9 protein-coding genes are annotated in these 13,227 nt (G+C 59.5%); 1 reads left to right on the top strand and 8 read right to left on the bottom strand.

Features of this window, described 5'->3' with window-relative positions; translation table 11 throughout:
- Window positions 1-7: 7 nt before the first annotated feature.
- The 8 genes from ACI514_RS20425 to yaaA all read right to left on the bottom strand — a co-directional run bounded on the left by ACI514_RS20425 (window position 8) and on the right by yaaA (window position 11,753).
- On the bottom strand, window positions 8-1,468 hold the full coding sequence (locus ACI514_RS20425) for an alginate O-acetyltransferase (RefSeq protein ID WP_077571213.1): 1,461 nt from the start codon (window positions 1,466-1,468) through the stop codon (window positions 8-10).
- A gap of 10 nt (window positions 1,469-1,478) precedes the next feature.
- The gene (gene algG / locus ACI514_RS20420) at window positions 1,479-3,050 is read right to left on the bottom strand and encodes a mannuronan 5-epimerase AlgG (protein ID WP_405122271.1); all 1,572 of its coding nucleotides are present in this window, start codon (window positions 3,048-3,050) and stop codon (window positions 1,479-1,481) included.
- Window positions 3,051-3,076: 26 nt separating this feature from the next.
- On the bottom strand, window positions 3,077-4,558 hold the full coding sequence (locus ACI514_RS20415; protein WP_405122270.1) for an alginate export family protein: 1,482 nt from the start codon (window positions 4,556-4,558) through the stop codon (window positions 3,077-3,079).
- Window positions 4,555-6,063: an alginate biosynthesis TPR repeat lipoprotein AlgK gene (algK, locus tag ACI514_RS20410; RefSeq protein WP_405122269.1), complete on the bottom strand. Its 1,509-nt coding sequence runs from the start codon at window positions 6,061-6,063 to the stop codon at window positions 4,555-4,557. The genes ACI514_RS20415 and algK overlap by 4 nt, the downstream gene beginning before the upstream one ends.
- Before the next feature lie 9 nt (window positions 6,064-6,072).
- On the bottom strand, window positions 6,073-7,242 hold the full coding sequence (locus ACI514_RS20405; protein WP_405122268.1) for a PilZ domain-containing protein: 1,170 nt from the start codon (window positions 7,240-7,242) through the stop codon (window positions 6,073-6,075).
- Window positions 7,243-7,277: 35 nt separating this feature from the next.
- Window positions 7,278-8,759 carry a mannuronan synthase gene (alg8, locus tag ACI514_RS20400; RefSeq protein WP_161986611.1) on the bottom strand — a complete coding sequence of 494 codons (1,482 nt, stop codon included), beginning with the start codon at window positions 8,757-8,759 and terminating at the stop codon, window positions 7,278-7,280.
- Window positions 8,760-8,846: 87 nt separating this feature from the next.
- Window positions 8,847-10,163: a nucleotide sugar dehydrogenase gene (locus ACI514_RS20395; RefSeq protein WP_008087506.1), complete on the bottom strand. Its 1,317-nt coding sequence runs from the start codon at window positions 10,161-10,163 to the stop codon at window positions 8,847-8,849.
- Between the two features lie 810 nt (window positions 10,164-10,973).
- The gene (gene yaaA / locus ACI514_RS20390; protein WP_160056016.1) at window positions 10,974-11,753 is read right to left on the bottom strand and encodes a peroxide stress protein YaaA; all 780 of its coding nucleotides are present in this window, start codon (window positions 11,751-11,753) and stop codon (window positions 10,974-10,976) included.
- Between the two features lie 328 nt (window positions 11,754-12,081).
- Here yaaA and ACI514_RS20385 point away from each other — a divergent pair, with 328 nt between their 5' ends.
- On the top strand, window positions 12,082-13,206 hold the full coding sequence (locus ACI514_RS20385; protein WP_160056018.1) for a polysaccharide deacetylase family protein: 1,125 nt from the start codon (window positions 12,082-12,084) through the stop codon (window positions 13,204-13,206).
- Window positions 13,207-13,227: the final 21 nt, after the last annotated feature.

The following is a 13,227-nucleotide window of genomic DNA, read 5'->3' as shown; positions in this document are numbered from 1 at the left end:
GCAGACCTCATTGCCCGACCTGAGCGGTTTGTTGCCCAGCGCCCGGGAATACGTTGCGTTTGCAGATTTTCGCTTCGACTTTTTGTGGCGCGGTGCCCGCTTCCGGGCCCTGGACTTCGACCGCCAGCAGGTTTTGCGAGGCCCAGTCTTCGTCCGTGCGCAGCTCAAAGGCGAAACGACCGTCGGTGTCGGAGGTTTCCGGTTTCTCGATCTTGATGTCCTCGTGGCGACCGTTCATGTACCAGAGGGTGGCTTGCAGGGTTTTCACCGAAGGGTCGGCGAAGCGGATGTCGACCTGATGGCTGCTGTTCTGCAGGTTCAGGTTCTTGCTGTTGACCAGCAGTTCTTGTTTGCTGCCCGGCTTGAGCGTGGTGCTCGCCGACATTTGCGCGTCTTTGCCTTCGCAGCCATTGTCGAGAAGGGACATCATCTGGCGATAGATGGTTTCCTGATCGAGGCGGTACAGCGGCGAGAATTCCCAGATAAGAATCTTCGGTGGCGTCTTCTGGAATTCGTCGCTGCCGAGGTACTGCAACATCGAGCCTTCCAGACCACCGCCGGGGAAGGCGACGTTGAGAATGTCGGCGCCGATGGCCTCTTCAAGGAAGCCGGCGAAGTTGTAGTTCTTACCGCTGTGCGAAGTACCGACGAGGGTGATTTGCGGGTTGCCGGAATCACCGAACAGGTCGCCGTCACCGGCCTCGCCCTTAGGCTCGGTGGTGAATTGATCCATGTACTGGATCGCGTAACTGGTGCCGCACAATTGCCCGGCCATGTTGTGCAGGGTACCGGTCTTGCCCATGCGCCCGGAGCGCTTGGTTTCGAATTCACGCTTGGGCACGTCGGCGAAGGCCGGGATCTGCTTGACCTTCTCGGCGACGATTTTCGCCGTGCGCTGCGCGCCGTATGGTGTCCAGTGCTGGTCGCCGCGGAAGTAGAAATCGTGGGCGGGCAGGGTGTCCGGCAGCGATTCGTTGGTCAGCGGCGACAGGTCCGGCACCACGTAACCCATCTTGGCGAAGCGGCCGAGCATGGTCTTGTAGTTGCCCAGCGCTTTCTCGTAATCGAACGCGGCTTTTTCCTGCGGATTGAGCTTGTTGCGGTTCACCAGACCACGGGTCGGCTGGTAAACGATCACCAGCTCGACGCCTTTGGCCTTGAACGCATCGTGCAGTTGTTGCAGGCGTTTGTAGCCGGCCGGGGTGGTGTTGAACTCGGTGCGCAGGTCTTCCTGAGTCCGGAACAGCCAATCGCCTTGCGCCTGCACCAACGTGGTGAAGTTCTGCTGGTAACGCGTGGTGTAGTTCTTCGCGTCATGGGCGGCCGGGCACAGGTTGCAGCACGGTTCGGCGCTGAATTTTGGCGGCGTGGCAGCGGCGCCTTCATCGGCGCGCGCGCCGTTGCTGGCCGCGAGAATGCCCACGGTCAGGGCCGACAGGCTGAGTAATCTGATCAAGTGTGGGTGCATAAAATTATCCTCAGTCCCGCATTTCGGTCTGGCGTTCGACAGGGTCGATCAGCACGGCTTTCTGCTGGCGCACCAGCAGGTCGAGAATTTCATCCTGGCGCTCGCCGAGGATGCCGTTGAAGCTGATGCCGCTGGATTTGGTCGGCGCCAGCATCGACACGCGATACAGCTCGACACTCAAAGGCGAATCGATCGACAGCGGGCCGCTGCCATTGGCCGCCAACTCACCGCCAACGACAATCAGCGACACCTGCGCATCGAACGGGTCGAGCTTGATGTCACGGTCGGTGTCGGTGAGGTCCTTGATGTGGCCGTAGACGCCGGTCAAACCGTTGGCCATGGCGACGTTTTCGTAGAGGCGGATGTTCACGCTGTTACGAATGCGAATGCCGTGGCGCTTGTTGCTGATGACCTTGTTGCCCCACAGCAGATTGTCGGCGGACTCGTAGAGGGTGATGCCGTCGGTGTGGTTCTTGTAGATCTCGTTGTAGGCAATGATGTTGTTGACGCTATTCCGGTCGATCACCAGGCCCGAGAGTTTGTTGTCGTAGCTTTTGTTGTTGAAGATGAAGCTGTCGTTCACTTCACGGGAAATAATGATCCCGTGCTTCTTCTTCGTGCCGTAAACAGTGTTCTCGGCAATGATCAGGCCGTGGGAACGGTCGTGCGGGTCGATGCCGTAAACGATGTTGTCTTTGTAGGTGTTGCCCTTGACCACGAAGTCGCGGGTCTCGTAGCAGTAGAAGCCGTACCACATGTCGGAGAACTCGGAGCCGACGATCCAGCCAGTCGGTTCAGGGCGCTTGAGGACCTTGGCCATGTTCGGCGTGTACTGGGAAATACTCACCCCGTACGACTTACTGTTGGCGTAGCCGAAGCTGGCCATCTTGCTGTTGACGATGTAGGTCTCGGTGCCGCCCCAGGCGAGCAGGAACGGACGGAATTCCTTCGGCGAACGGAAGGTCGCCGGACCGTTTTCCTTTTCGCGCCAGCCGGTGACTTTGGTGTCGCGCACGAACAGTTGGCCGTCGTTGACCATGAACGCACCGGCCTCTTGCGACAGGCGCAGTTCCTGGGTCTGGCCGTCGATTTCGAGGATGCCTTTACGGCCCACGACGATCGGCAGCTTCGACAGGTACACGCCCGGCGCGGTCTCGCTGAAGTACTGCTTGGGCAGCTTCTTCGCCAGATCCTTGAGGTTCATGTAACCGTCGTCGACAAAGATTGCCTGCGGGATGCCGTGCTGACGCACCACCCATTCGGCCATTTTGTTGTCGCCGCCGATGAAGTCCTTCAGCGCGTCTTCCTGCATCATCCGGCGCACGCTGATCTTGCCCGGTTTGCTGCGGACGATTTTCGCCGCGGCGGCTTCGGCGGTGTAGCCGGAAATGTCCGGCAGTTTCGGCGCGGCCAGATTCAGCGCCTCGGTGGGTGCGCTGCTGACGGTGTAGGTCTTGGCTTGTTGCAGCTCCTTGGCCGTGGTCGCAGGCTTTGCCGGCTCCACGTTGGCAAAGGCGCCAGCGCTGGCCAGCAGCATCGCGCCGGCCAGCAGGCTGAGTGAGCCTATCCTGGTGCTGATCATGTCGGGCACTCCCTTGGCGGTTTGCATCAGAAGCGCCAGATCACGTCGATGAACGCGCGGTGCATGTACGAATCAACCTGCTTGCCGTAGGCATCGCCCGGCTTGAACACACCGCCACGGAAGCGCACGAGGGCTGAAGGCTCGTCGATCGACTGGCTCAGCGCCGCCGGCAACAGGCCTTGCTTGAAGTACTTGGTGACGACCAGGTCCATCTCCTGACCCAGATCCTTGTTGCCGTCTTCAAGCGGCAGCGAGGTGCTGGAGAGGATCGCGCCGGTGGCGTCGTCGGTGTTGTTTTCCACGGCGTTGATGCCGTTGCTGCCCACCGGCTTGTTGCCATCGACACGCCAGAATTTGTGGTAGATCAGGCTGGCGTCGTACTCGTCGTTGACCATCCACGAACCGAACAGGGTCGCGGTCTGCATGTTGTTCATTTCGCCACGGAAGGCTTCGCCGAAACGGTGAACCCGCGAGCGCGTACCGGTGTAGTTGGAGCGGTTGCTTTCCAGACCGGTCTGCTCGTAATCGGCGCTGGCGCGGGCATAGGCACCGCCGACTTGCCATTGCGGATCGAGGCGCAGACGCACACCGATGTCGGTGGCCCAGCCGTTGACGTCATCGCTGCGCTTGGCTTGCGCCGGGCGCGAACCATCGGCGTTCAGCGCGTTGACCGTGTCGCGGTCGCCGCTCATGCCGGTGATGCTGCCCCAATAGTTGACGGTGTTGGTGTTGCGCCAGTTGTAGGCGTCACTGTCGGCGGTCAGGCCGATCCAGCTGATGTCGCCGTTCTCGGTCTTGTCCAGCGAGTCGCGCGGTACGCCCGGTTCGGCGTAATCGAGTTTGCCGTCATCGTGGGTGTGGTGACCGCGAATGCCGACCCAGTTGCCCGGCGTCCACTGGTAAGCGGCGTCGGCGTAGGCGTGCAGGCGATCCTTGTCTTTCGGCGCCAGCTCTTTCAAGTCGGTGCGGTATTCGCTGAAGCGTTCGGCGACACCGGCGTTGGCACGCAGCAGGGTGGTGTCGAAGGTCCAGTTCAGCGCTTCGATATTGGTGTCGCGCCATTGGCCGTCGTCATTACGCAGACGCTGGCGACCGAACTTGAGCATCTCGCCCGGGTACGGGGTGAGGCCGCTGTAACCGACCCAGAACTCGCGCATCGCCAGGTAGTTTTTCTTGGTTTTGCGATCACCGTTGTCGGTGGCTTGTTCACCGTCGGATTGTTGCAGGGTGTCGGTTTCGATGATGTCGGTCGAGGTCACGGCCTGGCCCATGGCGTAGGCGCTCCACGCGCCGCTTTCGCCATAGATCCACGGACGCAGGTCGAGGCCGACGCCGTTGACGTCGCCGCCGCTGGCGGTGCCGAGGTCACGGTCATCTTCGGACTGGCCGGTGACTTTCACTTCGAGGCCGAAGTTCTTGGTTTCAGTCATCGCGGCCAGTGTCGGGCAAGACCAGATCAGCGCGAACGAAAGGCCAATGCCGGCCTTCACGAATGGATTCAACTTCATAATTTTTCCTCGCCGTCTTCTTCTTGCAGGGCGTGCAGTTGCAGCGTGTTCGGGTTCAGAGCGCCACGGCTGGCTTGCTCTTGTTGCAGCAGACGTTGCGCTTCGGCCAGTCGCTCGGGCGGCAATTGCGCGGCGAGGGTGGTCGCCAGCTCATCGGCTTGCGGGGTGTTTTGTGCCTTGGCCAATTGGCTGAACACGTAGGCGTTGAGCGGATCGGGTTTAGTGCCCTTGCCTTGGGAGAACAGTTGCGCGATGGCGAAGTCGGCGCTGTTCTGGCCGTTGCGCGCAGCGGTCAGCAAGTGGTCGAGAGCCTTTTGCGGATAGACCTTGCCGAGGTAGCCACGGCGATAGATCTGGCCGAGGTAGTAGTCGGCGGCGACTTCGCGGCCAACGGCTTTCTGGAAATGTTCTTCGGCGACTTTGGCGTCGGCCGGGACCATTTTGCCTTCGTAGTAGAGCTTGCCCAGCAACAGTTCGGCGCGCGGCTGGTCGGCGGCGCGGCCGTTGTCGAGGTATTTCATCATCTGGTCGACGTCGCCCAGTTCCGGGTAGTCGTAGAGCAGTTGCGCGAGGGTGACCCACGACGCCGGGTAGCCCGGAGCGATCGGCTCGAGCAGCGACTGCGCGGTTTTCTCGTCGGGCTTGCCGAGGGTCGAATCGGCCAGTACACGGGCCACGGAATCGACGCGCTGCGCGGTGACGGTGCCACGGCTGTAACCGGCCTGCATTTGCTTGATCAGCTCGGCTTGTTGCTCAGGCTGGGCGCGTTTCTGGTAAACGGTGGCCAGTTCGACGTAGCAGATGTCGGTGGTGTTGAGCGCGGCTTTGCAGATCTTTTCCACGTCATCCAGGTGCTGATCGTAGGTGCCTTGGGTGCGATACAGCAGCACCTGCGCCAGACCGGCTTCCGGGTAGCCGGATTTGCGCCATTGATCGATCTGCCGCTGCGCGTTGATATTCGGGAAACTGTGCGGGTATTGCAGGTAGAGCATCGCCAGCGGGATCAACGTGTTGCCTTCGCCATTGGCGGCGGCTTTTTTCAGCAGGGTTTCGGCTTCGTGGTGCTCGGCTTCGGTGGAGCCCGGCTTGGCCACCAGCAAACGGCCGAGACGCGCCTGTGCACGCGGCGAAACACTGGCAGCGGCGCGGTAAGTCGCCTCGGCCTGTTTCATTTGCGCCGGGTCGCGGCTGTCGACCTGGATATCGGCAAGACCGACTTGCGCTTCGCTGTAACCCAGATCGGCCAGTTGCTGATAATTCTGCGCGGCGGTGGCGGTATCGCCCCGCTTCAGCGCTTCGTTGGCCAGACGCTGATCGGGCAGGCCGGCGCAACCGGCCAGACTGACCGCCAATGCCAAGGCACACACTGTTCCCATGTAGGAGTGAGCCTGCTCGCGATTCAGGCGGCGCGGTACATCAGACACACCGCGCTGATCCAATCGCTGGCAGGCCAGCTCCCACAGGGATCGCGGTGTTTTCAGGATGGGTGGAGTAGTCACAGGCATGTCCTCGACTTAAAGACCGGCAGCCATGGCTTTGTCGATCAGCCAGTTCAGGTTCGGGCCACGGTCGCTGTTCACTTCCACCGGGCGACCTGCGAGGCTGCTGTCGAGCGGCTCGTCAGGCTGGATCTGCACGCGGATGTCGGAGGACAGGTCGGCGCTCTTCAGGCTGGTGCTGCTGACGATCTTGCCGGTGCGGGTCTTGTCTTCGCCGGCAATCTGGAAGCTCACTGGGGTGCCCGGACGCACGTCGCCGAACTGGCGATAGGAGAAGCGCGCATCGACGGTGGCCTGGGTGTTGCGCGGTACCAGTTGGAAGATCACGTCGCCCTTGCTCGCGTATTGACCGTCAGCCACCAGTTGCTGGGCCACGGTGCAATCGCACGGCGAAGTCAGGGTGCCGGTCATTTGCTTGCCGAACAGTTCTTCAACCTTGGCCGGCGACAGTTGATCCTCTTCCAGATGGCCCTTGAGCACATCGAGCATGCTGGTGCTGAAGGTCGCCAGTGGCGCGCCTTTCGCTGCAACGCCGTCGGACTTGACCAGACTCTGCACGGTGCCGTCGCGCGGCATGGTGATGTTCATCCCCGGCACGCTGACCAGACCGGCCTGCGCGTGGCTGACGAAGTACATGCCGTATACCGATTTGAAAATGAACCCCGCCGCGACCAGACCGACCGCGAAAATACCGGCGCTGAAGGTCACTGCTTTCAGGCGCCCGAACGGTGTCATGCCGGAGCCGCCGTCCTTGACCTTGCGTGCCTTGGTGAAGTTGTCGCGCTGCAGGGTCGCCAGCACTTCGCCGATGCTGACGATGTCGCCGGCCAGGTGCGAGGTGATCAAGTGGCGCAGGGTGGAAATATCCTGCGGCTCCAGATTCTGGAACTGGCAACCGGCGCGGCCGGTCTGGCGGTCGAAGGAACGTACTTGCAGTTCAACGTCCATGGCGATGCCGAGGTTGTCGATGACGAATTGCAGACGCGCCTTGTACACCTCGCCGATGGTCAGCGGCAGTTGCCCGGCGTTGAACGCCAGACCACCGGCCGAGAGGTCCAGGACCCGCGCTTCGACCGGCGTCCGGTCGGGACCGAAGAAGCGCAGTTTGGCCGGGATTTTCACGCGGGCGTGTTGGCGCTGGGCTTCGGATTCATGCACTACGTTGGCGTTGACGGCGGTATTCATAGGGGCGATTTCCTTGTTAATTCAATAGGGGCGGGTCAGACCATCATCAGCAGCACGGCGACAAAAATGCTGCCGGCGGAGAAGGTCATGGTCCGAGACGACCAGGTGTTGAACCAACGTTGAAAGCTGGCGAGATCACGGGTCAGGGATGTGGGTTGGCGCGTCCAGGATTGTTGGTCGAGGCGGAAGAACACGTAGATCTTCACCAGCGCGCCAACGATCTGGTTGTAATACAGAATCGCTGGGTAAGCCGGGCCGATGCGGTGACCGGAGCACGACAACAGCAGGGTCAGGATCAGGCGGGTGATGCCGATCCACAGCAGGTAAACGAGGATGAACGCGGTGCCATATTTGAAGCTGGCGATCATCGCCACGGTCAGGCCGAGCAAGGAGGTCCACATCGATACGCGTTGATCGAACAGCACCACCGAGGTGAAGGCGCCGAGGCGTTTCACACCCAGGCCCAGCGCTCGCGAGTTCTGGCGCAGGTTGTTGCCGTACCAGCGGAACATCAGTTTGCGGCTGGCCTTGATAAAGCTCTTTTCCGGCGGATGCTCAACGGTGTTGATCGCCGCGTCAGGCACGTAGAAGGTGTCGTAACCCAGGCGCATGAGGCTGAACCAGCTCGACTTGTCGTCGCCGGTCAAAAACTTGAAGCGGCCCAGACGCCAGTGTTGCAGCGAGTCGCTTTCGACGTCGGCAATGAATTCCGGGTTGGTCACCACGGTGGCGCGGAACACCGACATACGACCGGTCATGGTCAGCACGCGTTTGGACAGGGCCATCGAGCACATGTTGATGTGGCGCTGGGCGAAACGCAGCTTGTGCCATTCGCTCATGATGTAGCCGCCGCGTACTTCGCAGAACTCGTTGGTGGTCAGGCCGCCGACGTTGCCGAACAGCTGGAACCACGGCACGGTCTTGCGCACGGTGCCTTCGCCGAGCACGGTGTCGCCATCGATCACGGCCACCACGGCGCGGTCGTCCGGCAGGTGACGGGAGATCGCGCGGAAACCGTAGGCGAGGCCATCGCGTTTGCCGGTGCCGGGAATGCGCACGAAGTCGAGCTTGACGCGGTCGGGCGGATTCATCCGTGCCCACAGTGCCTTGACCAGCAGCTCATCGGACATTTCGACGATCGAGCAGACCACGGTGGTCGGCAGTTCGCAGTCGATGGCTTCACGGATCACCGAGCTGTAGACCTGCGCCGTGGTCAGCGCGTCGATACGGAAACTGGTGACCATCAGGAACACATGCGACGGGTCCGCCGCCTTGCCCAGCTTGCGCACTTTGCGGCGCAGGTGCGGGTAAACGATGTAGAGGAAAATCATGCCGCGCACAAAGTGCGTTGCACCCATCGAGTAGCGCCAGATACCCACGGCGCCAATCAGGAAAATGAAGTCCTTCGACTCGGAGTCGAATGTGGACGTGGGCAGCATCAAGGCCAGGCCCATCAGCAGACTGAGATAAAAAAGCCAGCCGGCTGATTGCAGAAAAAAATGTTTGAGCTTGCTCATCAGCGTCATCCGAAGGTAAGGGAGGCTTCAAGCTGCAAGCTTCGAGCTGCAAGTAATGCAGCTCGGAGCTTGTCGCTTAGGTCTGCATTACCAGCAGATACCCTCGGTGCGCGTACCGGCGTCGGTGGCTTTGGCCATGAAGCCGACCAGGTCGATGACCTGTTTGCCGTGCGGTGCTTGCTGGGCCAGTGCGCGGAATTTCTCGTCGCGGTTGCCGAGGATGATCACGTCGGAGTTGTCGATCACCGAATCGAAGTCCGCGTTGAGCAGCGACGACACGTGCGGGATTTTCGACTCGATGTAGTCCTTGTTCGCGCCGTGAACACGGGCGTACTCGACGTTGCTGTCGTAGATGCTCAGGTCGTAACCCTTGCCGATCAGCATCTCGGCCAGTTCCACCAGCGGGCTTTCGCGCAGGTCGTCGGTGCCGGCCTTGAAGCTCAGGCCGAGCAGGGCGACTTTGCGTTTGTCGTGGCTTTCAACGATGTCGAAGGCGTTCTGCACTTGCGATTCGTTGCTGCGCATCAGCGAGTTGAGCAGCGGCGCTTCGACGTCCAGCGAGCCGGCGCGGTAGGTCAGAGCGCGCACGTCTTTCGGCAGGCACGAACCGCCGAAGGCGAAGCCCGGGCGCATGTAGTACTGGGAGAGGTTGAGGGTCTTGTCCTGGCAGACCACTTCCATCACTTCACGGCCATCTACGCCGACCGCTTTGGCGATGTTGCCGATCTCGTTGGCGAAGGTCACTTTGGTCGCGTGCCAGACGTTGCAGGTGTACTTGATCATCTCGGCAACGGCGATGTCCTTGCGGATGATCGGTGCGTCGAGTTCTTCGTAAAGCGACTGCAGAACGTCGCCCGAGGCCTTGTCGAACTCGCCGATGACGGTCATCGGTGGCAGGTCGTAGTCGGCGATAGCGGTGGATTCACGCAGGAACTCAGGGTTGACCGCAACGCCGAAGTCGACGCCGGCCTTCTTGCCCGAGCAATCTTCGAGAATCGGGATCACCACGTTGGCAACAGTGCCTGGCAGTACGGTGCTGCGTACGACGATGGTGTGGCGGGTGGTCTTTTCACGCAGGACAAAACCGATCTCGCGGCACACCGCTTCGATGTAGTTCAGTTCCAGATCGCCGTTCTTCTTGCTCGGCGTCCCGACGCAGATCATCGACAGGTCAGTGTCACGAATCGCCTCGGCGAAGTTGGTCGTGCCACGCAGACGACCGGTCTGGATACCCTGTTGCAGAAGTTCACCAAGACCCGGTTCAACAATCGGCGACTTGCCGGCGTTGATCATGTCGATCTTGTCTTTGGCAACATCGACGCCAACCACGTCATGGCCCCGAGCAGACAGGCAACCGGCACATACTGCGCCAACGTAACCCAAACCAAATATGCTGATGCGCATCGCAATTACCTCTGTATATATCAGGCCTTAGAGGGCCGGAGTTAATGGTGTTCAGCGTTCATTAGTGCACTCGAAAGTGCGGCTTACAGGCGCCACAATGCCGTGTGCAGGCATACTAAGTTTCGAGTGTCTAAATAAGTGCACTCAAGATGTGCGCAACCAGGCCTTGTTGTATGACTTGCCCTGTTATGCAGCCGATCTTCCTTGTGGAAGACTCTTGTGCAATCGTCTTGCGCGCTCGAAAGCAGGATTAAAGTCCTGTAAATCAAGCGGTTTGGTGCTCAGGCGAGCACGTTTATAGGGGCGCGGCCATGGCCTTTGTAGGGGATATAAATGGTGCGTATCTCCTGTCCATCGTTTCGTAATCAGACTAGTTAGTCATCTAGGCAAGTTGCTGTGACAACTTGGTTACATGGCCATCTGCTCTGCGTAAGTTATCTCGTACAAACTCAGCGAGAATCGTTACCGGTGGTATGAGCTATGCATTCGGACGAAGTTCCTGTCCGCTCATCGCGAAATCTGAAATTTCTTGAAATATTGTCAGAGATGGCACTAATCTCAATTTGATAGCACTTTCGTTTCCGACCTTTATTAACAGGCGAATAATCACGTTAGATAGTTTTGTGCCACTACGCTGAAAAAATTTAGGTGCCACTACTGAAAAAAATGATCAGTGTCGAGTGAAACTAATCTTAGAAAAGACAGGGAGGATTTTCTGGCGCCATAAAAATGGCGAAAAGCAGCGGGGTTTTTTTGACATCGTGCGAGCTGCACGACTCTATATAGAAAGAGTCGTGCATTGGGCATGCTTTATTCGGGGGCGTGGTCGCGCAAAAATACCAGATTGTCCGGTTTCGACTGTTCGACGCTGTAGCGATATCCCTGCACATCGAATTGCTTGAGCAGGGTCGGATCGTTGATTTTTTCCTGGATCACGAAACGGCTCATCAGACCGCGAGCCTTCTTCGCGTAGAAGCTAATGATCTTGTACTGACCGTTCTTCTGATCCTTGAACTCGGTGTTGATGATCCGTGCGTTCAATGCCGTTCGTTTGACCGCCGAGAAGTACTCGTTGGAGGCCAGGTTGAGCAGAACGTCGTCGCCTTGATCGGCCAACGCTTCGTTCAGCCATTCGCTGATGCGCGTGCCCCAGAAGGCATACAAGTCCTTGCCCCGGGCGTTGGCCAGTTTGGTGCCCATTTCCAGGCGATACGGTTGCATCAGGTCGAGCGGGCGCAGCAAGCCATACAGGCCTGACAACATGCGCAGGTGTTTTTGCGCGTAGTCGAAATCGGCTTCGCTGAAGGATTGCGCGTCGAGACCGGTATAAACGTCACCCTTGAACGCGAGCAGCGCCTGCTTGGCGTTTTCCGGAGTGAACGCGGGTGTCCAGCTGCCGAAACGCGCGGCATTTAGCCCGCCGATCTTGTCCGACACGTGCATCAGTTCGCTGATTTGCGCAGGCGTCAGGTCGCGCAGTTGCTGGATCAGTTCCTGGGAGTGGTCGAGGTATTGCGGCTGAGTAAAGCGCTGGGTCGCCGGCGGTGTTTCGTAATCGAGGGTCTTGGCGGGGGAAATCACCATCAGCATGAAGTCGTCTCCTTTAATTGTGGAGGCGATTCTAGGGGGTTGTCGGTGTTGACTCCAGCTATAGGGGCAATAGGTGTGGGGAAGCTTGGGCATTTGCGACGGTTGGTGGATTTTTCCCTCACCCCAGCCCTCTCCCAGAGGGAGAGGGGGCTGACCGAGTTGTACTGTCGATTTACGCCGACATGATCTATCGAGTTGAACTCAAATTTTGAAATCAATGAAGATCGGCTCCCTCTCCCTCCGGGAGAGGGCTGGGGTGAGGGCAGCGTCCGTGAGCGTTGCACATCAGCTATAGTGCCGCGCGGGTTTTGTTATGGAGACATCCCTTTTGCGCATTGTTCTTTTATTGACCGCGTGGCTGTTAAGCGTCGGTGCCATCGCGGCGCCGGGCGATGTGGCGACGCTGGATCGCAGCACCTGGCCAGAGCAGCTCAGCAATCCGACGCTGTTTGATGTGGCTTCACGGGCGGAAATCCTCATGTTCGCCCGTGGCCTGCTCGGCACTGAATCGATGGACGAGGCCGCGTTGGCTCAGCGCCTGGGCCTGCGCACAGTCAATATCGATGCGGTCAACAGCCTGCGTCAGCGCCTCTGGCAGCGCTTGTTGGCGAACTACAACTACGCCCAGCAAAGCTGCGATCAGGACGCCTCGTTCTGTTTCCTCGTCGAAGACCTGCCGACCCTGCGTGAGCAAGCCGCCAAGTTCGTGGTCAGTGACGACAGCTATTACACCAAGTGGGCCGAACCGAGCCGGATCTTCCATTTGCAGTATCTGGATGAGTTGATGCGCAAGGCTGCGTTGTCACCGCAAACCAGCAATGAATTCGATCGTTTCGGAGACTACGAGCGCAACGGCGACGACATGCACGACCGCCTGTTTCTGCTGACTTTCGACAGCGCCGCCAACGTGCAACCGGATAACACCGGTTGGCTCACCGAATACCTGCGCAAGGCAAACCTGAGCGGCACGTTCTTTGTATTGGGCAAGGATATTCAGGCGCGGCTGGCCGATCGTTCGGTGAGCAGTCTGCAGGCGGGCTTCTCGAAACAGTGCGTCGGCGTTCAAGGTTGGGAGTTCCGCTCCCACAGCCATTGGCAGGACTGGCAGGATTCGGTGCGGCGCAGTGCTGATCTGGTCAGGAATAAATTGCCGGAAAACTATGTGCCGCTGTTCCGTCCGCCAGAAGGGCAACGCCGCAGTGATGCGCAAGGTTTCTTCAACACCCAGGGCCTGCAAGTGGCACTGTGGGACATCGATGCCCAGGACGGCGCCGGCAAACTCAAGGGCTCAGCGAGCGCGCAACGAGTACTGACCCTGATGCTGTTGTGGCGTCACGGGGTGATCAATTTCAACATGAAACAGGACGCGGTGAAGACCTCGTTGCCGTGGCTGATCACGCAAACCGCGCAGAGCGGTATCGGTTGGGAAGACTGTCAGAACGCTTTTCGCTGAGAAACGAAGAAAGCCCGGAAA

The organism is Pseudomonas sp. M20 (genome assembly GCF_045037865.1).
Classification (GTDB): Bacteria; Pseudomonadota; Gammaproteobacteria; order Pseudomonadales; family Pseudomonadaceae; genus Aquipseudomonas.
Note: the sequence above shows the minus strand (reverse complement) of the source record. Positions and strands in the feature narration are given on the sequence as shown.

Bases quoted from the DNA above. Each gene is read 5' to 3' on its own strand.
- ACI514_RS20405 (WP_405122268.1), bottom strand. From the start codon at position 7,242: ATGAATACCGCCGTCAACGCCAACGTAGTGCATGAATCCGAAGCCCAG.
- ACI514_RS20395 (WP_008087506.1), bottom strand. From the start codon at position 10,163: ATGCGCATCAGCATATTTGGTTTGGGTTACGTTGGCGCAGTATGTGCC.
- algK (WP_405122269.1), bottom strand. From the start codon at position 6,063: ATGCCTGTGACTACTCCACCCATCCTGAAAACACCGCGATCCCTGTGG.
- ACI514_RS20415 (WP_405122270.1), bottom strand. From the start codon at position 4,558: ATGAAGTTGAATCCATTCGTGAAGGCCGGCATTGGCCTTTCGTTCGCG.
- ACI514_RS20425 (WP_077571213.1), bottom strand. From the start codon at position 1,468: ATGCACCCACACTTGATCAGATTACTCAGCCTGTCGGCCCTGACCGTG.
- yaaA (WP_160056016.1), bottom strand. From the start codon at position 11,753: ATGCTGATGGTGATTTCCCCCGCCAAGACCCTCGATTACGAAACACCG.
- algG (WP_405122271.1), bottom strand. From the start codon at position 3,050: ATGATCAGCACCAGGATAGGCTCACTCAGCCTGCTGGCCGGCGCGATG.
- alg8 (WP_161986611.1), bottom strand. From the start codon at position 8,759: ATGAGCAAGCTCAAACATTTTTTTCTGCAATCAGCCGGCTGGCTTTTT.